The organism is Staphylococcus sp. 231237_7MaSpsaltlick, assembly GCF_043107035.1.
The window spans coordinates 65,735-87,025 of record NZ_JBICNX010000014.1; the positions used below are offsets into that span (position 1 = coordinate 65,735).

At 31.1% G+C, this 21,291-nt stretch carries 23 protein-coding genes; 7 read left to right on the top strand and 16 right to left on the bottom strand.

Features of this window, described 5'->3' with window-relative positions; all coding sequences use genetic code 11:
• Window positions 1-5: 5 nt before the first annotated feature.
• The 3 genes from ACF91D_RS21315 to ACF91D_RS21325 all read right to left on the bottom strand — a co-directional run bounded on the left by ACF91D_RS21315 (window position 6) and on the right by ACF91D_RS21325 (window position 2,001).
• A complete protein-coding gene (locus tag ACF91D_RS21315; protein ID WP_107528024.1) occupies window positions 6-857 on the bottom strand; it encodes a DUF4097 family beta strand repeat-containing protein in 852 nt (283 codons plus the stop codon).
• A complete protein-coding gene (locus tag ACF91D_RS21320) occupies window positions 854-1,414 on the bottom strand; it encodes an HAAS signaling domain-containing protein (protein WP_042739429.1) in 561 nt (186 codons plus the stop codon). The genes ACF91D_RS21315 and ACF91D_RS21320 overlap by 4 nt, the downstream gene beginning before the upstream one ends.
• Window positions 1,415-1,506: 92 nt before the next feature.
• Window positions 1,507-2,001: a hypothetical protein gene (locus ACF91D_RS21325; protein WP_107512692.1), complete on the bottom strand. Its 495-nt coding sequence runs from the start codon at window positions 1,999-2,001 to the stop codon at window positions 1,507-1,509.
• 166 nt (window positions 2,002-2,167) lie between these two features.
• On the opposite strand from ACF91D_RS21325, the gene ACF91D_RS21330 reads away from it, so the two are divergent.
• Entirely contained in the window at window positions 2,168-2,728 is a 561-nt protein-coding gene (locus ACF91D_RS21330; protein ID WP_042739383.1) for a thioredoxin family protein, read from the top strand.
• A gap of 73 nt (window positions 2,729-2,801) precedes the next feature.
• Here ACF91D_RS21330 and pmtD read toward each other — a convergent pair whose 3' ends face one another.
• From pmtD to ACF91D_RS21365, 7 genes are all read right to left on the bottom strand, one after another.
• Complete coding sequence (gene pmtD, locus ACF91D_RS21335; protein WP_042739384.1) at window positions 2,802-3,530, bottom strand: phenol-soluble modulin export ABC transporter permease subunit PmtD; 729 nt, start codon at window positions 3,528-3,530, stop codon at window positions 2,802-2,804.
• A complete protein-coding gene (gene pmtC, locus ACF91D_RS21340; RefSeq protein ID WP_107590076.1) occupies window positions 3,530-4,402 on the bottom strand; it encodes a phenol-soluble modulin export ABC transporter ATP-binding protein PmtC in 873 nt (290 codons plus the stop codon). The genes pmtD and pmtC overlap by 1 nt, the downstream gene beginning before the upstream one ends.
• The gene (gene pmtB / locus ACF91D_RS21345) at window positions 4,402-5,085 is read right to left on the bottom strand and encodes a phenol-soluble modulin export ABC transporter permease subunit PmtB (protein ID WP_042739386.1); all 684 of its coding nucleotides are present in this window, start codon (window positions 5,083-5,085) and stop codon (window positions 4,402-4,404) included. Before pmtB ends, pmtC begins: the two co-directional genes overlap by 1 nt.
• Window positions 5,086-5,097: 12 nt before the next feature.
• Window positions 5,098-5,985 (bottom strand): phenol-soluble modulin export ABC transporter ATP-binding protein PmtA, encoded by an 888-nt coding sequence (gene pmtA / locus ACF91D_RS21350; RefSeq protein ID WP_107528034.1) that lies wholly within the window; start codon window positions 5,983-5,985, stop codon window positions 5,098-5,100.
• Window positions 5,982-6,362, bottom strand: coding sequence for a PSM export ABC transporter transcriptional regulator PmtR (gene pmtR, locus ACF91D_RS21355; RefSeq protein ID WP_042739388.1), 381 nt, complete (start codon window positions 6,360-6,362; stop codon window positions 5,982-5,984). Before pmtR ends, pmtA begins: the two co-directional genes overlap by 4 nt.
• A gap of 151 nt (window positions 6,363-6,513) precedes the next feature.
• A complete protein-coding gene (locus tag ACF91D_RS21360) occupies window positions 6,514-6,702 on the bottom strand; it encodes an SE1626 family protein (protein ID WP_042739389.1) in 189 nt (62 codons plus the stop codon).
• 223 nt (window positions 6,703-6,925) lie between these two features.
• Window positions 6,926-7,021, bottom strand: a complete 96-nt coding sequence (locus ACF91D_RS21365; protein ID WP_229367409.1) for a Trp-rich small protein — start codon at window positions 7,019-7,021, stop codon at window positions 6,926-6,928.
• Between the two features lie 197 nt (window positions 7,022-7,218).
• Here ACF91D_RS21365 and ACF91D_RS21370 point away from each other — a divergent pair, with 197 nt between their 5' ends.
• Entirely contained in the window at window positions 7,219-8,508 is a 1,290-nt protein-coding gene (locus ACF91D_RS21370; protein WP_107527852.1) for an aminotransferase class I/II-fold pyridoxal phosphate-dependent enzyme, read from the top strand.
• 80 nt (window positions 8,509-8,588) lie between these two features.
• On the opposite strand, the gene ACF91D_RS21375 is transcribed toward ACF91D_RS21370, so the two are convergent.
• From ACF91D_RS21375 to ACF91D_RS21385, 3 genes are all read right to left on the bottom strand, one after another.
• Window positions 8,589-9,056, bottom strand: a complete 468-nt coding sequence (locus ACF91D_RS21375) for a DinB family protein (RefSeq protein ID WP_042739391.1) — start codon at window positions 9,054-9,056, stop codon at window positions 8,589-8,591.
• 256 nt (window positions 9,057-9,312) lie between these two features.
• Window positions 9,313-10,158 (bottom strand): LysR family transcriptional regulator, encoded by an 846-nt coding sequence (locus tag ACF91D_RS21380; RefSeq protein ID WP_107527853.1) that lies wholly within the window; start codon window positions 10,156-10,158, stop codon window positions 9,313-9,315.
• Window positions 10,159-10,176: 18 nt separating this feature from the next.
• Window positions 10,177-11,343, bottom strand: a complete 1,167-nt coding sequence (locus ACF91D_RS21385; protein ID WP_119624578.1) for a YbfB/YjiJ family MFS transporter — start codon at window positions 11,341-11,343, stop codon at window positions 10,177-10,179.
• Between the two features lie 369 nt (window positions 11,344-11,712).
• Between ACF91D_RS21385 and ACF91D_RS21390 the strand changes: the two genes are divergently transcribed.
• Window positions 11,713-12,276 carry a dihydrofolate reductase family protein gene (locus tag ACF91D_RS21390; RefSeq protein ID WP_107527855.1) on the top strand — a complete coding sequence of 188 codons (564 nt, stop codon included), beginning with the start codon at window positions 11,713-11,715 and terminating at the stop codon, window positions 12,274-12,276.
• A 282-nt stretch (window positions 12,277-12,558) separates the two neighbouring features.
• On the top strand, window positions 12,559-12,801 hold the full coding sequence (locus ACF91D_RS21395) for a hypothetical protein (protein WP_042739395.1): 243 nt from the start codon (window positions 12,559-12,561) through the stop codon (window positions 12,799-12,801).
• A gap of 382 nt (window positions 12,802-13,183) precedes the next feature.
• Here ACF91D_RS21395 and groL read toward each other — a convergent pair whose 3' ends face one another.
• Both groL and groES read right to left on the bottom strand, forming a co-directional pair.
• The gene (gene groL / locus ACF91D_RS21400; protein WP_042739396.1) at window positions 13,184-14,809 is read right to left on the bottom strand and encodes a chaperonin GroEL; all 1,626 of its coding nucleotides are present in this window, start codon (window positions 14,807-14,809) and stop codon (window positions 13,184-13,186) included.
• Window positions 14,810-14,866: 57 nt separating this feature from the next.
• Window positions 14,867-15,154, bottom strand: coding sequence for a co-chaperone GroES (gene groES / locus ACF91D_RS21405; protein WP_042739397.1), 288 nt, complete (start codon window positions 15,152-15,154; stop codon window positions 14,867-14,869).
• A gap of 177 nt (window positions 15,155-15,331) precedes the next feature.
• Between groES and mroQ the strand changes: the two genes are divergently transcribed.
• A complete protein-coding gene (gene mroQ, locus ACF91D_RS21410; RefSeq protein WP_107527827.1) occupies window positions 15,332-16,075 on the top strand; it encodes an intramembrane glutamic endopeptidase MroQ in 744 nt (247 codons plus the stop codon).
• Between the two features lie 132 nt (window positions 16,076-16,207).
• On the opposite strand, the gene ACF91D_RS21415 is transcribed toward mroQ, so the two are convergent.
• Window positions 16,208-18,445, bottom strand: a complete 2,238-nt coding sequence (locus tag ACF91D_RS21415) for an SdrH family protein (RefSeq protein ID WP_107527826.1) — start codon at window positions 18,443-18,445, stop codon at window positions 16,208-16,210.
• Between the two features lie 187 nt (window positions 18,446-18,632).
• Here ACF91D_RS21415 and ACF91D_RS21420 point away from each other — a divergent pair, with 187 nt between their 5' ends.
• On the top strand, window positions 18,633-19,262 hold the full coding sequence (locus ACF91D_RS21420) for a nitroreductase family protein (RefSeq protein ID WP_042739399.1): 630 nt from the start codon (window positions 18,633-18,635) through the stop codon (window positions 19,260-19,262).
• 212 nt (window positions 19,263-19,474) lie between these two features.
• Window positions 19,475-20,263: a carbon-nitrogen family hydrolase gene (locus ACF91D_RS21425; RefSeq protein WP_107513041.1), complete on the top strand. Its 789-nt coding sequence runs from the start codon at window positions 19,475-19,477 to the stop codon at window positions 20,261-20,263.
• Window positions 20,264-21,291: the final 1,028 nt, after the last annotated feature.

Here is a 21,291-nt window from a genome sequence, read left to right on the forward strand (position 1 = left end):
CTCTATTAATCTATATGAATATCACCATGATTGGTATAAAATTCCAAGACATTTTGTCCATCTCCAACTTTACCATCGATAAACATTTTATTGTTTACATGCGCATTGCCATTTTCGGGATTTAACTTTAACAACGTATTGTTCGGTTCTTTGTTATATCTCATGTGTATATTACCGTGTTGTGTAGAGGCTTTAAAATCAGATTTTACATCCATTTTATTCAACTCAATATTCCCTTTGTTCGCAAGCAACACTGAAGATTCAATTAGGGAATCATTAACTATGATGCTTTCATTTTTCGATTTAATATTTGCATGCTTTATATCACTTTTAGTTAAATGAATTGGAGAATTAGTCCCTCTATAAAACATATCATTTATCGTCGAATTTTTTACTGTAATACGCGCACCGCCAGTGTCATTAAATAAAATTTTTGCTGATTTAATATCCACATTATTTATAGTAGTCGCATTTGTTTCGCATGATAGTGTTAACTTATCTAATTGTTTATCTGGAACTATTATTGTCATCCGGTCATTTACTCGTCTAAATGGGTTGAAATTCAAACCATAATGATCTTCACTATTACTATTTTCTTGAATGCTTAATTCTTGATTAGAGTCATCGATGTTCAACTTTTTCTTACCACTATATTTAACTGCAAATTGTTTACCTTGTTTGATGTTGATCGAACTATTTTGACTATCTAACTTAAGACTATTTATCTTTTTAGAATCAAAGGTTTTATTTACAGAATTAAGTTTATTATTTTGTTGCTCAAATCCAAACCAAGTCAAGCAGCCTAAGAGGAAGCATACTATAAATAAGATTAATCCACTTATGAATAACTTCTTCATTCAACTGCACTCCCTCTAATCGTTTTGATATTCCAACGTAAATACTTCAAAATTAAACGATATACAAATTGAGCTAATTTAGCAATAGCAACGAAAAGTACAATGCCTAAGCCAGTATATGATATTGCAAACAAATAATTGCTAACTGCAAAGCTGATATTATGATTAAATATACCATTGATAATCAGTAACACTGGACTAAGTGTAAAGAATAGAGAACATAATAATAAGATAACCATAAAGAAACCTACAAATATCATTGGAATCAAGATAATCACTACAGACAAGATACCCATGCCCAATGATGCCATAATCGCACGAACAATGGTTCTTACATTAGGTTTATATTCAGCTGAGGCTATAGCACTCTTAGCCATAATCTCTTTACCAATTTTCTTTGGTGATTCTAATGCACCAATAATTTGGTACTCATTTCTACCTTCACTTTCTTGCTCGAAAAAGTAATCCTCATATTCATACATTACTTTATCTCTTTCACTTCTTGGTAAATTATCTAACTCTTGTTCTAATTCATTTAAAAAAGTGATTTTATCCAAAATATCTACCGCCATTCAAGTATAGAATTCAATCCACTTTATATGTTCAAATAGAAAAATGACACACCTGTTGGCAATGTCATTTTAAATTGTTATTTATTATGAATTTCAATCTTTTTTATTTTATTATTCTTATGTACAACAAACAACTTTATTTTATGTTTTTTATCAATAAAAATCAAAGACTTAAATCCATTATGTAGTGATTTCTCTCTATAATTTGCGTTTAAACTCGCCTTCACTTTTGAAATATCGTCACCGATTTTCCAACCATAATTTGTCTGTAGACTATTGTCATTTAATAACGACATCCCAACAATTTGATTACTACGCTTATTTACTAATACTATAAATTCAGGATGATCAACCATTGAATAAACATAAACCTTCTTTAATAAAACATCATCATCTAACTCAAATTTATGCTTATTCATTTTTGAACCAATCTTAAATTTATCAATTTTAAAGTTACTCAAATTAGTATTAGCATGTAACCTATTATGATTGACGAATATCACTACGGTGCCAATAGTAATAAGTATGAAAACAACTGTAATTATCCATTTAACATTTTTTAATAACTTCATTTTGTCACCACATTCCATATCACTTAATTAATATAGCATAGGAATTTCATACTTTCATCCATAAACTATACTTTTTAAAACATATTACTTTTATAAGTATTAAAAATTTTCTTTCATTTATATTTATTGATATAATAATACCTAATAAACTAAAGGGGGAAGTACTATGACAAGTTTAGAAACGTATTTCAACAACAGTCAACCACTTGATCAGTATATTGCAGCAATGACAGAAAACAAAGAGAATTTAGAGTCAATATATCATTCATTCTCTTTACCAAATAATGATCAAAGACTAGATCAACTCAAAACATCAAACTACAGCAAAGTCTTAGTAATTTCAGAAGATTGGTGTGGCGATGCTATGATGAACATTCCAATTTTAAAACATATCAGTGAAGCATTAAACTTGGAAGTTCGTGTCTTCCATCGTGATGAAAATACTGATTTAATAGATCAATATCTAACAAATGGAACTGCTAGGTCTATTCCAATTTTTGTCTTTTTAAATGATAATTTTGAACAAGTTTCAGTGTGGGGTCCACGTGCTAAGCAAGTACAGCATTTTGTAGACGAAACGCGTGCAAAGTTACCAGCTAAAGATGATCCTACATATGAAGATAAATCTGCAGAAACACATGTAATTATTAGTAACCGTTATAAGACAGATTCTCAAATGTGGAAACATGTTTATGATTCAATTTTAGACAAACTTATCACAATATAAAAAAGAGACGTATGAATAGGTTTTCTAACCGTTGATTCATACGTCTCTTTTTATTGTGAAATTCGGTTAAATCTTATATATCTTTTCTAGTTGCATAAAATAAATTGACGATAAATAACACAACTATAGATGCTGATGAAATGAACCATTGCCAATGCGTAAATGTATAATCACCTGATGTTGTTTTAGACGTTAAATAGCTAAATGGTACATATTTTAATGAATCTTTAATGTCGTCCCCAATTTTAGGAATCATTGGTAAGAATGGTTCAGCAAAAGGAACAATTAATACTAAAAAGATTCCTAATGTAAAGATTAATGCTGTTTTAGGAACGATTAATGAGAATAAATAAAGCAATAATCCATAGAATAAATGGAAAATAAAGAAAAACCATAAGAGTTCAAAGAATTTATCTGTTTTTACATTTTTACCATCTACAATACCTTGTACAATTAAGACAAATACAACCAGAGCGGCAGTTATCATAATTGAAATCAACAGTATAGAAATCACTTTGGCGATAACATAGCCAGCACGACTTGATTTCTTATTCATATATAATTGAATCGTACCTTGTGAGATATCTCTTGTGATTGTTTTAATAACAAACAGTAAACCCATTAATGAGAAGAACCAACTACCTGCCGATAGTAATGTATTACCATTCATTTGATCTGACTGTTGAACAAACAATACAGTAAACCCTATTAATGGAATAATAGTTAGCAGTAATGCTAAATAAGTCAAAGGACTTTTGAAAATACTATACATATCATATTTTACTAATTGTAAACTATTCATTATTTCCCGCCTTTCTGATTAATATTAAAGTAAGTATCACGTAAAGAACTCTTACGCGTTTCAATAAATTCTGGATAAATGCCGATTTCAGCTAATCCTTTTAATAGTGATTTGTAGTTCTTTTGAGCTTTCAATATTATTTCATTATTTTCTTTTAGTGATTGAATAACTTCATGGTGTTCGTTTAAATGTGCTAATGTTTTATCAAATTCGTCTGTTGCAACAATAACCACTGTAGAATCAGTAGGTGCACCTGATTTCATATCTACATCTTGCACGAAATTACCATCTCTTAAAAATACTGCTCTGTCACAAATCAACTCAATATCTTCTAATTTATGGCTAGAAATTAATATTTTCATTTCCAATTCTTTTACTAATGATTGAATTGTTTTCAATACATCTATAGAACCATCTGGATCCATGCCATTAGTAGGTTCATCTAAAATAAGATATTTGGGTTTGTTCATTAATGAAACTGCTATTGCTAATTTTTGTTTCATCCCCATTGAATATTTTTTAACTTTTTTCTTAATATACGGTCTCATACCAAATGCATCGATAATATAATCTGTATATTTTTTGTCAAAACCTTTTCCTAAGACATGTGCAAATAATTTCAAATTATATAGTCCTGATTTATTATCATATAATTTAGGATGTTCAATTAGATAACCGATATTTTCTTTATTTCCTAATTTTACTTCACCTTTATAATTAATAATATTTCCATTCATTACTTTCATTAAAGTCGTTTTTCCGACACCATTTTTACCAATTAAACCTACAATTTGGCTATGGCCAAAATCAAAATCTATATGATCCAGTACATTATTAGAACCATAGGTCTTAGTTATATCGTGTAATTGCATTAATTTGCCTCCTTTTGTTGGTTACTTATTTTTTTGTATTGTATAAAGTAGTTACTAATAAAGAAAATAATGCTAATAATTAAAAAACCATATTTATAGAGCAATTCTAAGTAATTCAAAAATATAGGTTGATGCCCTATCAAAGATTGTATGCCTACAGCAATGAGAATCATTAAAAATGGTATAAATAAAATCATTATCAGTAAGTAAACTAAGTATGAAATATTCTCGGATTTTTGTTCTAAATTTCTCTTAAATGCGATTGGTACAGCGAATAAATTAATCGCTATATAAGAAAATGGCAAGGTGATACTATACGAAATTCCCGTCTTAGAAACTGTTGAGCTAGGAATATTATATAAAGATAAAATACCTGCACCGATTAAAGTAAATAATAAAATAGTAATATATGTTGAATCCAATAATGCTTTCTTAGACACTGGTAAACTACCAAAGAAGTCTAGTGATTGTTTGTGACCCAATCTACTGTGAAAGCGAAAGGCATGACCAGAATCTAACAATGAAACAAAAAGAATAATCATTGCAACAATAGATGAAAGTATTCTAATGATCAACAAATCATTGTTAATCAGTAATTGAATTGGTGCAAAAATGAGCAAGAGACTATACAACACAATGGTTTTTTTACGTAATTTAAAGTTTCTAATAATTAAATTTTTCATCTAACGTCTCCTTCATTTATTCTCACTTTCATGTTCCAATGTTGTACTGTCACCTTTTTCCAAGTAAACCATTAATTCTTCTATCGTCGGCTTGGTAATTGCAACTTTATTACCAAATATTTCTTTGAAGACATTGGCTTGGTCAGTTAAGGCGACATATCCTGTTTTGTTTTTTTCATAGTAATGCATCAATCCAAACAACTCATCGTCTAGGTGTTCAGAATCACCTTTAACAACTTGATATTGATTCATAATTTGATCTAAATAATCATTCAATACAACTTTACCTTCTTTAAAGTAAATTAAGTAATCTGCAATTTTCTCTAAATCTGAAATAATATGTGTCGATAAAAAGACTGTTTTTTCCTCATTAATCAATTCTTGCTGTATTATATCTAGGACTTCGTTGCGTACGATTGGATCCAATCCAGAGGTTGGCTCATCTAAAATGAATAACTCAGCTTGATGACTGAAGGCAATCGCAATTGATAATTTCATCTTCATTCCAGTCGATAAAGTCTTAATCTTACTGTTATATGCTAAATTGAATTTTCTTAAGTAGCTGTTAAATAACTCATGATTCCAATCGTCATAAAAAGGAGCTACAACCGACTCAACCTTATTAATAGTCCATTTTTCATTTAAATATAAATCCGAGTAAACGAAACCAATTTTATTTTTCAACGCCACAGCATGTTTGCGCATTGACTTATCAAACACAAAGATTTCTCCACTACTTGGCTCAATTAAATCCATTATCATTCTAATCATGGTCGTCTTCCCAACACCATTGGAGCCGATAAAGCCTGTTACATACCCTTTTGGAACTTGAAAGTTAATATCTTTTAATGCAAAGCCACCATATTCGTAATTAACGGCATTAACTTCTATTGCATTCATTCCTCGTCCTCCTCATAAATCATTGCTAGGATATCTTGCAATTCAGAGAGAGACATACCAATCGTTTTAGCTTCTTTGCTAATTGACTTGGCTAAGGATTCAATCACAATAAATTGTTTTTCCTTCAATATCGAACTATCTTGTTCCTTTACAAAGGTGCCTTTCCCTCTAATAGTGAAGACGAATCCATCTTTCTCGAGATCTTCGTAAGCACGTTTGGTGGTAATTACACTAACACTTAAATCTTGTGCTAATTCACGCATTGAAGGTAAGTGTTCGCCGGGATCAACGTAGCCTTTTAAAATATTTTCTTTAATTTGCTGTTTAATTTGCTCATATATAGGGCTCTCACTATTATTTTTTAAAAGTATTTTCATTAACGTCCTCCCTTATCACTGTATATATACAATATACACAATATATCATTAGTTGTAAACATCTTTCTATTAAATATGAGATTAATAGATGGAAAAAGGCTTAATTGAGTATACAGCATATACACAGTTAAGCCTTAAAATTACTTATAAATTATTTTTTGTGGTGTTTATTTCGTTCTTTTCTATTATTATTTCGATTAATAAACGCGCAAATCATAAACATTATTGCAGCTATTAATAATTTAATACCAGATGATTCATTACCATTCGCCTGTAAATAATATCCTACAATAAATGAAATGATTGCTAAGCACACAAAAACTTTAGTTAAATGTCTCACCTAATCACCCCGAACATCGTAATTATAGCAAACAATAATTTAATTTTCTAAATATACTATTAAATTTATTAGTATATGAACAGTTCTAATTCTATTATATACAATAAAATATAATGTTTGCAGAGTTATACCATTGATGATAAAATTGTAAATGTATCCACGAATTATACTACACAACCCCAAGTCTGGTGTCGCAGACTTGGGGTTTTTTGTGTAGGGCCACCTATTTGTCTTTCCAATTATTTTCTAACCAAACACGGAAAATAACAAGTAAGCAACCCGTTATTAGCGTTCCTATAATTTCTTGCCACCACGATATCATACTACACCTCCCACAGTAAAAAGTGCCATGTGGAATTTGATGGCCTGTTCTTATTTTAACACAAATAGAACATATGTTCGATAAAGGTGTCAGTTTTTTTATAAATTTTATTTAAAATGTGGTCAGGACTTTAATTTTAAATGATTTCAAGATAATATAGGAAGTAACAATATGTAAAGAGAGGTAGACCATCCATGAATCCATTAGCTTTAGATTTAAATGAACAATTGTCTAAATCAAATCCAGAAATTGCAGATATGCTTTCAGATTTAGGTAAATTAATGTATTATCCGAAAGGTATTTTATCTCAATCTGCTGAAGCCAAAGCTACAAAATATAATGCCACAATTGGTATGGCAACTTATAGCAATAAAAAGATGTACGCAGACACTTTAAATAACGTTTTTGGCGAATTAGAACCTGATGAAATATTCCCTTACTCACCTCCTCAAGGTATCGAACCCTTACGTGATTTATGGCAAGAAAAAATGTTGAAAGAAAATCCAGATTTAAATAAAACGGATATGACTAGACCTATTATCACAAATGCATTGACTCATGGTTTATCATTAGTGGGCGATATGTTTGTAAACAGTGGTGATACAATATTATTGCCTACACATAACTGGGGTAACTATAAACTTGTTTATAGTACAAGACATAGTGCTGTTTTCGAAACATATGATATTTTTGATGAAAATGGTAATTACACTACTGATGCTTTAGTGAATACTTTAGCGAATTATAATAAAGATAAAGTAGTACTTATATTAAATTATCCAAACAACCCAACAGGTTACACACCTACTAAAGATCAAGTTAATCAAATCGTGACAGCTATCAAAGACTTAGCAGAACGAGGTACTAATGTCATCTCTCTTGTTGATGATGCATATTACGGATTATTCTATGAAGATGTCTATACTCAATCTTTATTTACTGCATTAACAAACTTACAGTTAAAAAATCTACTTCCTATACGTCTAGACGGTGCAACTAAAGAATTTTTTGCTTGGGGCTTAAGAGTTGGTTTCATTACATTTGGTGTAAATGATGAAACAGCAAAAGCTGTATTAGAAGCAAAGGTTAAAGGTATGATTAGAAGTAATATTTCTAGTGGTCCTATGCCTTCTCAAAGTGCAGTGAAATACGTGTTAGAACATAATGAAACGTTCGACCAAGAAATTCAACACAATATCGATACGTTACAAGCACGCTATGAAGTCACTAAAGATGTCGTTTATGATGAAAAATATAAACCATACTGGCAACCATATGAATTTAATTCAGGTTACTTCATGGCTGTACAAGTCAAAGGTGTAGATCCTGAGACACTACGCACACATTTAATTGAAAATTATTCAATCGGTATTATCGCTTTAAATAAGACAGATATCAGAATTGCATTTAGTTGTGTAGAAAAAGAAGACATACCGCATGTATTTGATTCTATCGCAAAAGCAATTGCAGAATTACAAAATTAATTAAACTAAAAAGGAACAAGCACTAAACTACAACGTCACTTTTATTAGTGAAACGTTAAATTAGTGTTTGTTCCTTTTATTTATTGTTGTTGTTTTAATACTCGTGACATTTCTTCAATTTTACCGGCATGTAATGGAATGTGTATCGCATTTAATACAAGCAACTCATCTAATGTATTACAACCTGCAATTGTTTCAGTCAATTCCTGTTCTAATTGTTGATCCGTTAAATTTCTCGCTCTATCAGGTACAGTTTTTAAATAATTAAAAATTTCATCAATTGATGGTATTTCTTTATCTCCCCATTCTGTTGGAGAACTACCATATCCGAATAATTCATTATATTTAACCACATCTACTTCGTTTTGTTCACATAGAGATAAGCCAGATTCAAATATCGTTAATACATGTCCGTATTGCCAATGAATTGTATTTGGAAACAGCTCAAATTTGTCATCTAAAACTTGATCGTTATCCCATTTTTCATATCCAGACAATAGATAATTAATTCCAGTATCAATAACCTCATAAACTGTTTTCTTTGTCATAATTATTCTCCCTTTCGTAAACAAGTTGAAAATCATACAAAGCATTACACCTTTGTAGCGAAACTATTTTCAACTCTACCCTAATATCAAATGTTTATTCAGTGCACAATAAATACTAGAATATTTATAAAATATCAATAGCTAATAAGTAGCATATCAAATTCATTCCTTATTAGAAATTAAATCAACTTATTAACACTAACATATGCTTTAATATTACGATGGAGTTAGACAAAGTATTAACCTTATTCAATAATTATTTCTGTAATATAGCTAATAATTGTAAAAAGGCAGGTGTACCTATATTGTCTTTACGATAAACAAAAGAAATAGGTACATCTTCAAAAATTTCATTTATTTCATAAAAATCAACATCAATATCAGGTCTGTTATGTAAAACAGACAATGGTAACATTGCAATGCCTATGCCAGCTTTCACACAACCTAAAATACCATCTAAAGTATTTAAAGTCATGACACTTTGAATAGCTATATGATTATAGTCCAACCAATGTTCAAAGTAACTTCTATAAAAACAACCTTGTTCAAAGACAATAATTGATTGCGGTAAGTTAGTCTGTAACAAGTCCTCACTACCCTTTTGAGAAATAACAATCATTTTTTCTACGTATAATGGGACTTGTATCAGTTCTTTTTCATTAACCTCTCCTGATAAAAATGCGCCGTCTAGATTTCTAGCTTTAATATACTCAATCAGCTGTTTAGTTGAACCAGTGGTAACATTTAATTTAGTGTTATTATCTGCTTTGCGAAAGGTTTCCAATATTTCAGGTAATCTTGTTGCTGCAATCGTTTCAATTGAACCAATTTTTAATGTGGATTGTTTCACTTTAACAATATCTGCTTCTGCTTTTGCTACAAGAGAAAGTATGTCATTAATATAAGTTAAGAGTACCTGACCTTTTGCTGTAGGTGTAATTTCTTTCTTATCTCTATAAAGTAGTTGCGCATCGTAATGTTTTTCTAAACGCTTAATCTTAGCAGTTACATTTGACTGTACGTAGTTTAATTCAACTGCAGCTTTGGTAAAACTTTTCATATCACATACCGTTTTAAATGTTTTTAAATCCTCAATTTGCATTTTTCATATCACTCCAATTTAACGCATCACGCTATAACTCTTAGCACTACTGATCAAACCAACCAATAAAATAACCGTTGCAAATCCTAAAGCTAAGTTATAATTTCCAGATTCACCTATCAAAACACCTGATATACTAGGCGCAATCATTTGTCCTACACTATAGATTACGGTTAACGCGGCAACAAAATTAGTCTTAGTATTAAAGCGATACATCATAGTTTGACCTTGAGATAAAAAGAGTGTAGTTAGACCTAAGAAAGTACCGCCAAATAATATAGAACTAATAATAATGCTAACTATATTATGGGAAAAGATTGGTAAACAAACACCAATTATCTGCAAAGTAAATGCTAAATATATTGCTTTCTCTCTAGTGATCTTATCAGCAATCATTGACCAAAGTACTGTTGAAGGAATTGCACCTAATCCAACAAACATCCAACTGAGCGAAGCAAAGTCTGCAAATTGCGGTATAGATTTCACAATAACAACTAAAAATGTACCTGTTATAATATATCCTGCCCCCTCACAGAAATATGCAATATAGAAATATCTTTTAAATTTAGCATTGATAGATTGTGTCGTTAAATGATTATGATCTTGTGCACTCTCCTTTTTCAAAGGTGTATTATCTTTCATTGTAAAAAAGACAAACATGGCTATAATCATTGAAAATATACCTAATGTAATCCATAACGTTTGCCATGATACATAATCCGTAGCGAAAAATATATAAATACTACTTACAAAGAGTCCCATTCCAACAGCACTATACAATAGACCAGAAATACTTTCTTTATGTGCTTGTCTTAATGCATCTAACACAATATTAGAAGCCAATACAAACACTGTCCCACTAGTAATACCGCCTATTAAACGTAAGACCAACCATACAACATAATGGTTCGATACTCCCATTAATACTGTACTAGCAATATTAATTAGTAAATATATTTTCAAATCGATTGCTTTTGATTTGAAAACAAACCAAATTGGTATAATAGCGCCAATCAGATAACCTAAATAATTGGAAGTTGCTAAATAACCTGAAGTTTGACTATTTAACGCTGTAGCTGATTGCATAATCGGTAATATTGGTGTAAATGCAAACCTACTGATTGCCATAACTATAAATAAGGCTATCATTCCTGATACTAATTGCTTGTGCGTTCTATCTAACATGCTTTGCCCTCTTTTCGAATCAGAATTATACTTTATATTATACGGCGAAACTACTATCAATAAAAATGATGATTTTTGATTAATTCAATCAATATTATTGATGATAATTCTTCTGATTTAAGTCAATTTCTCCTTATAATTCTATAAATTTATTTTTTCTATTATACGTATTTATCGTGTAATCATGTTAGGTGAATCATTTTATAAATTGGTGCCATAGACATTACAATTCATTCTACACGTTATGATGACGTAACTTAGAGTTAAAAACGATGTCTAAGTGACGTGTAGTTGTGCTTATGATAATATCAAAATATAATCAATAGTATTTAGCAATAGACAATCTTTCGTATAATAGGAGGCATGATCATGACTTCGAAATCGGAGACCAGCAAGGTAATTTTAGATTTGGCTATTACATTAGACGGATTTATCGAAGGAGAAAATGGTGAAGTTGATTGGTGCATCATGGATCCTGAGATGTCCTTTACAACGTTCCTAAATCAAATTGATACAATATTATATGGAAGAAAGAGTTACGCTTTATGGGGACAATTCACGCCAACGAATGACGCAACTGAAGATGAAAAGGAAATGTGGAATATAATTCACAGCAAAGTAAAATATGTATTTTCTAAATCGCAAACCTATCCAGAGGAAAATGTTCACGTTATCAGCGAAGATATTTCCAAAACAGTGAATCAATTAAAACAAGAATCTACAAAAAATCTATGGTTATATGGTGGTTCAAGCCTAATCACTACATTTATTGAATTAAATTTGATTGACGAATATAGACTCTCAATACACCCTGTTGTCTTGGGATCAGGAAAGCCACTATTCGATGATTTAAAGCATAGATTAAATTTAACATTGATTGAAACAAACACCTTTACTTCCGGTGTCGTTCAACTCATTTATCGTACCCACTAGATTTATAGAAATCTTGATGATAATATTATGCCAAACGTTTACTAAAAGTAAAATTAACATCAAAGTAATAAGACTACTAATAGAAATAAAATTACTTAAAAAGTAATGATATCCATAAAAATTTAATTAATGATAGCACTTTCTATTATGACTCATGCTTATAATCAATAAATTAACAACCTAACATCACCATAAACATATTAAATTGGTACAACAATACCACTGTTATTCACTTTATATAAAACAATCTATGCTAAAAATTATTCTAGCAGGAGTGATTTTATGAAAAAAGACGATAAACTAAATGTTTATGAAATGATATTTACTGTTATTGCTATTGTATTTCTAACCTTGGGAGCTTTAATCCTGTTTGATTATATACATATTAATAATCAATTTGGAAATTTATATTTTTTCGCCTTCTTTATAACCATGTTTATTATATATATTAGAAGATCGAAAATCATTGCGTTACTGTATTTAATAGCAGGTATTTTATATTTAATAAGTATAATAAATAATTAATGGCCATCTCTAAATTATAAATAGATGGTTACTTTGCTCTATTGCCAATTTAGTTATGTAAACAAAGACTAAGAGTCAGCGACTATAAATTATCTATTGAAATTTTTTATATTCCGCTACTAATCCAACTATTGCTTAAATACCTTAAAAAGAAATTAATAGTAGATCTTTACTTTTATACAATACAAATTACATTATATTCCATATAACAAAGACGCTTCCCAAAAGTTTAGAATACTCATGGAAAGCGTCTCAAAGGAATAATTTTAATGCCCGACAAGTTCAGCTGAACCTATCGGGCATTTATATTTTAAAATTTCTATGACCAAATTATGACCATTGAATAATCAGTTTAGCGTAATATCAACACTCATTGATTATTTTACATCATACCTGGCATGCCACCCATACCTGCTTGAGCATCATTGCCATTATTTTCTTCTGGAATATTAGCAACTACCGCTTCAGTAGTTAAGAACATTGCCGCAACACTTGCTGCGTGTTGTAATGAAGAACGTGAAACTTTTGTTGGATCAACGATACCTGCATCCAACATGTTAACCCATTCATTTGTAGCTGCATTAAATCCTACACTGACTTCTGCATTTTTCAATCTTTCAACAATAACTGATCCTTCTAAACCAGCATTTTCAGCAATTTGGCGTACAGGTGCTTCTAACGCTTTCAATACGATGTTAACGCCAGTAGCTACATCACCTTCAGCATCAATTTGCGCCACTTTATCATAGATATTCATGAATGCAGTTCCACCACCTGCAACAATACCTTCTTCGACGGCAGCTCTTGTTGAGTTTAATGCATCTTCAATACGTAATTTACGTTCTTTTAATTCAGTTTCACTAGCTGCACCAACTTTGATTACTGCTACACCACCTGCTAATTTAGCAAGACGCTCTTGTAATTTTTCTCTATCAAAGTCTGAATCTGTTTCTTCAATTTGAGCTTTGATTTGACTGACACGTGCATCGATATTGTTTTGGTCTCCATTTCCATCTACAACAGTAGTGTTATCTTTAGTAATTTCTGCTTTATTAGCAGTACCTAACATATCTATTGTCGCATCTTTCAGCTCTAACCCAAGGTCGTCTGTAATCACTTGTGCACCTGTTAAGATTGCTAAATCTTCTAACATTGCTTTACGACGGTCACCAAAGCCAGGTGCTTTGACTGCTACAGCAGTAAATGTACCGCGCATACGGTTTAAGACGATATTTGTTAATGCGTCGCCTTCAACGTCATCTGCAACAATTAAGATTGGTCTGCTTGCTTGCACTACTTGCTCAAGTAATGGCAAGATATCTTGGAATGATGAAATTTTCTTATCAGTGATTAAAATGTACGGTCTTTCAAGATCTGCAATCATTTTATCTGAATCAGTAACCATATATGGAGATTGATATCCTCTATCAAATTGCATACCTTCAACGACTTCTAATTCTGTATTGAAACCACTTGATTCTTCAATAGTTATAACTCCGTCATTACCTACTTTTTCCATAGCTTCAGAAATATATTTACCAATTTCTTCGTCAGCTGCAGAAATTGAACCAACTTGTGCGATTTCATTTTTATTTTCTACTTTTTGAGAAATATCATGTAAAGCCGTTATTGCAACTTCAACAGCTTTATCAATTCCTTGACGTAAACCAACTGGGTTAGCACCACTTGTAACGTTTTTAAGTCCTTCTTGAATCATCGCTTGCGCTAGAACCGTTGCAGTTGTTGTACCATCACCAGCTATTTCATTGGTTTTGTTTGCTACTTCTTGTACTAATTTCGCCCCCATATTTTCGTATGGATCTTCTAGTTCAATTTCTTTAGCGATTGTTACACCATCATTAGTAATAAGTGGTGAAGTATATTCTTTATCTAAAACAACATTACGACCTTTTGGCCCAATTGTTACTTTGACTGCGTTGGCTAATTTATCTACACCTCGTAGCATTGCTTGACGTGCATCTTCTGAAAACTTCAAATCTTTCGCCATAATTTTCTTACCCCCGTGCTGTAATTTTTATTGTTAAAATTTATATATATAAGGTCTTTATTCTTCAATAATTGCTAAAATGTCATCTTCATTAACGATTAAGTATGTTTCGTCTCCACGTTTAACTTCTGTACCAGCATATTGTTGAAACACTACTTTATCGCCTTTATTAACTTCAGGAACAACTCGAGTACCATTTTCTAAAGTACGTCCTGCACCTACTTCTACAACAGTTCCTTCGTTAGATTTTTCTTTAGCGCTATCTGTTAATACGATTCCGCTTTTCGTTGTTTGTTCTTGTTCTGTTTTTTGTATAATCACTCGACTACCTAATGGCTTTAACATTGACTGTTCCTCCTCAAAATAGTAAATCGTTAGCACTTAATGTACTTGAGTGCTAATACACTTTCTATAATAATCAAATTTGGTCAATAATTCAAGTTAAAACTATTCATCGTAAATTTTGTACATGTCTGATATTTACGATAGAATAAATACTATACTTATTATTGGAGGTTCAGCATGTCTCGATTATGGGCGTCAATTTTGACATTATTAATTTATGGACTAGCACAATTCGGCGTAGTCATACTTCAATTGTTAGGCCTTTTTGACAATCTTTCTGGGAAAGAATTGCTTTTTGCTAGTATATATTCTCAGGTAGCTTGCTTTATTGTAGCTGCAATACTCATCATACTTATTAATCTTTTTATAAAAAATCCTTCCTACATTGAACGTCAAACCAAGGAAAAGAAAAGATATGTAATATTGTGGGCAGTTGTTGGTTTTGCTGTAGTAATGATATATCAAATTATTGCTGGTGCAATAAATATGTACGTATTTGGAGCACCAAATAAAAGCCCTAATACTGCAAGATTAATGAAAGTCGCACAAGAAATACCTTTATTTATAATCTTAATATCAACAGTAGGTCCCATTCTAGAAGAGTTTGTATTTAGAAAAGTTATATTCGGGGAAATATATAACTTAATCAAAGGAAATAAAGTAGTAAGCTTTCTTATAGCAGCAATCGTTAGTTCTATAATCTTTAGTGCTGCTCACGGCGATCCTTCATTCTTTATTATTTATTTTGGTATGGGATTTATCTTTTCTGCATTATATGCATATACAAAGCGCATTTGGGTTCCTATTTTAGTACATATTATGCAAAATAGTTTAGTGGTCATTATCCAAATTGTTATTGGACCTGAAAAAATAAAACAACTACAAGAAACAACATCATTTATCATTCATTTCATTTGTTGATATTGACTAAAAAAAAATAGAGCTAATCTATTATGATTAGCTCTATTTTTTAGCAATTATTTAAGACTTCACAATTTTCTTTTTAACATCCTATCTTAATGGTTCATTTTATTTACATAAGTAGCGAATAGTTTATTTTCTTCTATGAACAAAGTAACCAATCACCATTCCTAAGAATATAACTATCATTGCAGTTATTAATGCAAATAATGTTCTTTCAAATTTGATATCAATCGCTGAACTTTCATTCTTTTCTTTTGTATCTGTCAGCTCTTCTTCACTACTTGAATGATATTCATACTTACCTGAAGATGCTTTCGTTTTAGGATTTTTCAAATCAGGCATTGAACCAATATCCCCTGTAATTAATGCTAATACTTGTTTATCTAAATTTTTATAATACGTACTTGATTTTAGAGGATTAAAATATTCAAATTTAAAATAGTTTGTTCCTTTTTGCAATGAATTTAAATATGCATTATCTTCAAATCTCTGCTTTTTTAAAACTGCAGAGATTTCTTTATCAGTGACACTTGCGGCTTTGTTGTTTAATTCTCGAACCTGATTTAACACAAATGGATTATATTTAAACGATCCACTAGACATTTGTTTAAAACGATTCACAACTCTTGTATCACCATTATTATGATTAACTTGTTGTTCCTTATTTGCTGACAATTCGCCATAGGTTACACCATTATTTTCACCTGAACTATATTGTGGTGTAGCTGTATTCACTGGATGTTCAGAACCATGATTATCTTGGTTGTGATTTACTGTTGTAGTATCTGTGTTGACCGAATGGTGACTCGATTGATTTCCTGTATTACTACTAGCTGTCGTATTATCTGGACGCGTATTCTGAGTCATATGGGTATCATCTGGAGTTATCGTCGATGCATCATCATCATGTGTTGGTTGTTCGGCTGATTGATGCCCTGAATTGTCTGGTTCATTCGAACTTGGCATCTGTCCTGTACTATCATCCTCTGATTTATCCGGTGATGTTGGTTGGTGCGGTTTATCCGTATTATTAGGTTTACTTGGTGGCTGCATATCACCTGTTTGAGAATCATCATCTCCAGTTTTATCAGGATTCGTATTATCACCTGAATTATCAGGTTGCGTTGTACTATTAGAATCATCTGATCCTGTACCATCTGTTTGCCCTGAATTGTCTGTTGAATCACCAGTTGATGAGCCATCTGATCCTGTACCATCTGTTTGATCTGAATTGTCTGTTGAATCATCACCATTTGAGTCATGTGAATTATCTGGAGCATTTGGTTTTGAATCGTCCGAAGTATCTCCAGTATGACTAGGTGGTGGTTTCACATCACTATTCGGTTGATTTGTGTCATCTGGATTTTCTGATGAATTGTCTCCATCTGCTTGAGAATTATCATCATCTCCAGTGTTATCAGGATACGCATTATCATCTGAATTATCAGGTTGCGTCGTACTATTAGAATCATCTGATCCTGTACCATCCGTTTGCCCTGAATTGTCTGTTGAATCACCAGTTGATGAGCCATCTGATCCTGTACCATCTGTTTGATCTGAATTGCCTGTTGAATCATCACCATTTGAGTCTTTTGAATTATCTGTAGTATTTGGTTTTGAATCGTCTGATGCATCTCCTGAATTCGTGGTACTGTCTGAGCCATCCTGTGGCGTTGAATTATTTGATGTATCGTTATTCGTCCCATCTGTCTGGTTTGGATTAGTGTTATCAGTTGGAACATTAGAGTTTGATTGATCATCAGAATTTGGAATTGAATTATCAATACGATCTGTATCGGTTGGATTTTCAGTACTCGGCTCATTGTTATTATCTGAATGACTTGGCTCACCGTTATTATTAGGTTCCCCACTATCTGAATCATCCGTACTATAATCTGGCAAAGTCTCTCCTGTACCATCATCTGAATTTGAATCATTTGTCTCAGAATCATTTGATTGTTTTGTCGTATTATCTTCTTGCGGTATCGCATCTGTTTGATTCGAATTATTATCTTGCGTTAATAACGCATCTTGCGATTTACTATCGTCAGCTGTCGAGTTTGTATTCGTTGGTTGTTCTGTCACATCTTGATAAGTTGTTGTGCCCTTATCTCTGTTTAAGGTGTTTTGACTATTATTATCACTCGTGTTTGTAACCTCTTCATTATTATTTGTTTCCGGATATTTAACATTTCTCATTAAACTGTCTCGTTGATTTGTATCTCTATTTTCTATATTATCTACACTTTTATATTGTGAATCATTATTTTGTTGTATTGCACCATATGTCGGCTTTGTAACTAACACAGTACTAAGTGCAAATACAAAGCTTGAAACGACCATTTTTTGTGAAAAAGGATGCTTCATTAATTCGCCTCCCTAAATTTTCTCATATCAATTTCAGTATATTAGAATTCATCTATTATTTCATTAAAAGTTAGTTATTGAAAGATAATATTAATATCTTTGAAATTTTATGTAAAAACCTATTTACAAACTAAGATATAATTATTATACTTAATATATAATTTAAATCGGATAAGGAGTTTTAGCCATGGGTTTATTTAATAAAAACACAAAAACATTAGATAGTTTTCAAAATGCAGTCGAAACACGACGCACAATTTATAGTTTAGAAAAAGAAATTTCAATTTCAGATAAAGAAGTAGAATCAATCATTGAACATGCAATCAAACATGTCCCATCTTCATTTAACTCACAATCTACTCGTATTGTCTTATTATTAAATGATAAACATGATGCGTTTTGGGATATTACAAAAAATGAATTGAAAAAAGTTATGGGTGACGACAGAGACTTCCAACCTACATCTGATAAAATTGATAACTTTAAACATGCATATGGTACAATTCTTTACTTTGAAGACACAGAAGTTGTTGAGGGATTACAACAGCAAATGCCAAGTTATGCTGAAAACTTCGCAATTTGGTCTAATCAAACTAATGCAATGCATCAATTTGCAGTATGGACTGCTTTAAGCACTGAAGGTATAGGCGCGTCATTACAACACTATAACCCATTAGTAGATGAAGCTACACAAGAAGCTTTTGATATTCCTAAAACATGGAAATTAATTGCTCAAATGCCATTTGGTAACATTCGTGAAGCTGCTGGAGAAAAAGAATTCCAAGATGTTAACGCTCGTTTCTTAGTAAGAAAATAACTCTAAATTAATATAGAAGTTAATCAATAGTATATAGTAATAAAAAGTAAGTATTTTGATTGAATCATAATACTTACTTTTTTTGGATGATATTATTTTTACTATATGTATATTAGATTAACTTCTTTTTTATTGGTTATATTTGAATAATTTTGAATTATCTATATTTATTTAGTATATTAACTCTAACAACAAATTAAGGGGCGATTTAAATGAATATAGAGATCTTTCAATTTAAAGTAGAACCTGCAAACGTAACTTTAAATGAAGAAACTATCTTAAATTGGTTTGAAAAATATGTTTCCAATGACACTGACCTGGTTGTTTTACCAGAAATGTGGAACAACGGCTATGCTCTTCCCCAATTACATCAACTCGCTGATAAAAATTTAACACGCAGTTATGCTTTTATTAGTAAATTAGCTAAACAATTTCAAGTAGATATTGTAGCTGGTTCAGTGTCAAATTCTAAAAATGATCATATTTATAATAGTGCTTTTACAGTGACAAAAGATGGTACTTTAGTAAATAGTTATGACAAAGTGCATCTAGTCCCTATGCTAGACGAACCTAGATTTATGACGCCTGGCACAACTGTACCAGAGAAATTCAAACTTTCTAATGGTATCGAAGCTACACAAATCATTTGTTATGATTTGCGCTTCCCTGAATTATTGAGATATCCAGCAAAAAATGGCGCACAAATTGCATTTTATGTAGCACAATGGCCTGAAGTAAGAGCAAATCATTGGTTAGCATTATTACAGGCTCGCGCTATTGAAAATAATATCTTTATTGTTGCATGTAATGGCTGTGGAGATGACGGCAATACATTATATGCTGGAAAGTCAGCAGTGATTAATCCAAACGGTGAAATTGTAGAACAGCTCAAAGAAAAAGAAGGACATATAACATGCGAGATAGATTTAAACGAAGTTGAACAGCAAAGAGCTGCCATACCTGTATTTGATAATTTAAGAACTGATTTATATAAACACTAAAAAACATAAAAAACCGTGAGCTTGGGAGGGGCTCACGGTTTTTTGTAACTTATTATTAAGGGAATGTTTTTACAGTTAATTCTCTATCTATTTTTTGGGGATGTTATTAATTATGAAAAAATTTTTAGTGAATTTACCGTTAATTAATGATAAATTGAATGATGTTTACGATAGCTTACATGTTAACATTCCAAACATCTCTGTTATAGATGTTTGAATATTGATTTCAGACTGGGAAAGGTCTGTCCTCAATGTTTAATACCCTTTGCTTAAAGACTGGGAAAATCTTTATCACAAAAGTATTAATTGCACTCATCTGAGACTGGGAATTGGTCTCATGTTTGAGTGATTAATTGATACTTGATTTAAAGACTGGGAATGATCTTAAATCAATGTAATAGCTCGTACTTAATTCGTGACTGGGAAAGGTCAATGATATTAAGTACTTTAAACTACTCATTTTGAGACTGGGAATGGTCTATTAAGTATGAGTAATAAATGATACGCATTCGAGATTGGGAAAGATCTACGAATGTGTTACTGTTGATTTGCGACTGGGAATAATCATCAAATCAAAAAAACTGATAAAACAATATTCTGACATATAGAATTGGGAATATTCTATAACATCAAAATAACTTTGCTTATTCTATTGAATAAAACAAAATTGTGCTATTTTACAAAGTCACTAACTAATGCTGAAAAGTAATTTGTCACTACATCAGCCTCCTTTGTTTGTATTCAAAGAATTGAAAAACGACCACTATTTCCAGTATTTCACTCAACTATACAAAAGTAAACTTACCTTTAATAGTTAATTAATTGAACCCCTGCTCTTAAGTTCAATCAATCATAATCATTACAAACAAAATGATTAATGATTTGTAAAATGTTTATCACTTCTTTGTGATACATGACCATTTAACCATGAATTAAAAGTGACTTGGTCATTTTTTCTTAACTTGTCAAAATTTATTCCAAACTGCAAAAATATATATGTTAAAATTAAACAGATAGGTAAATGAAAC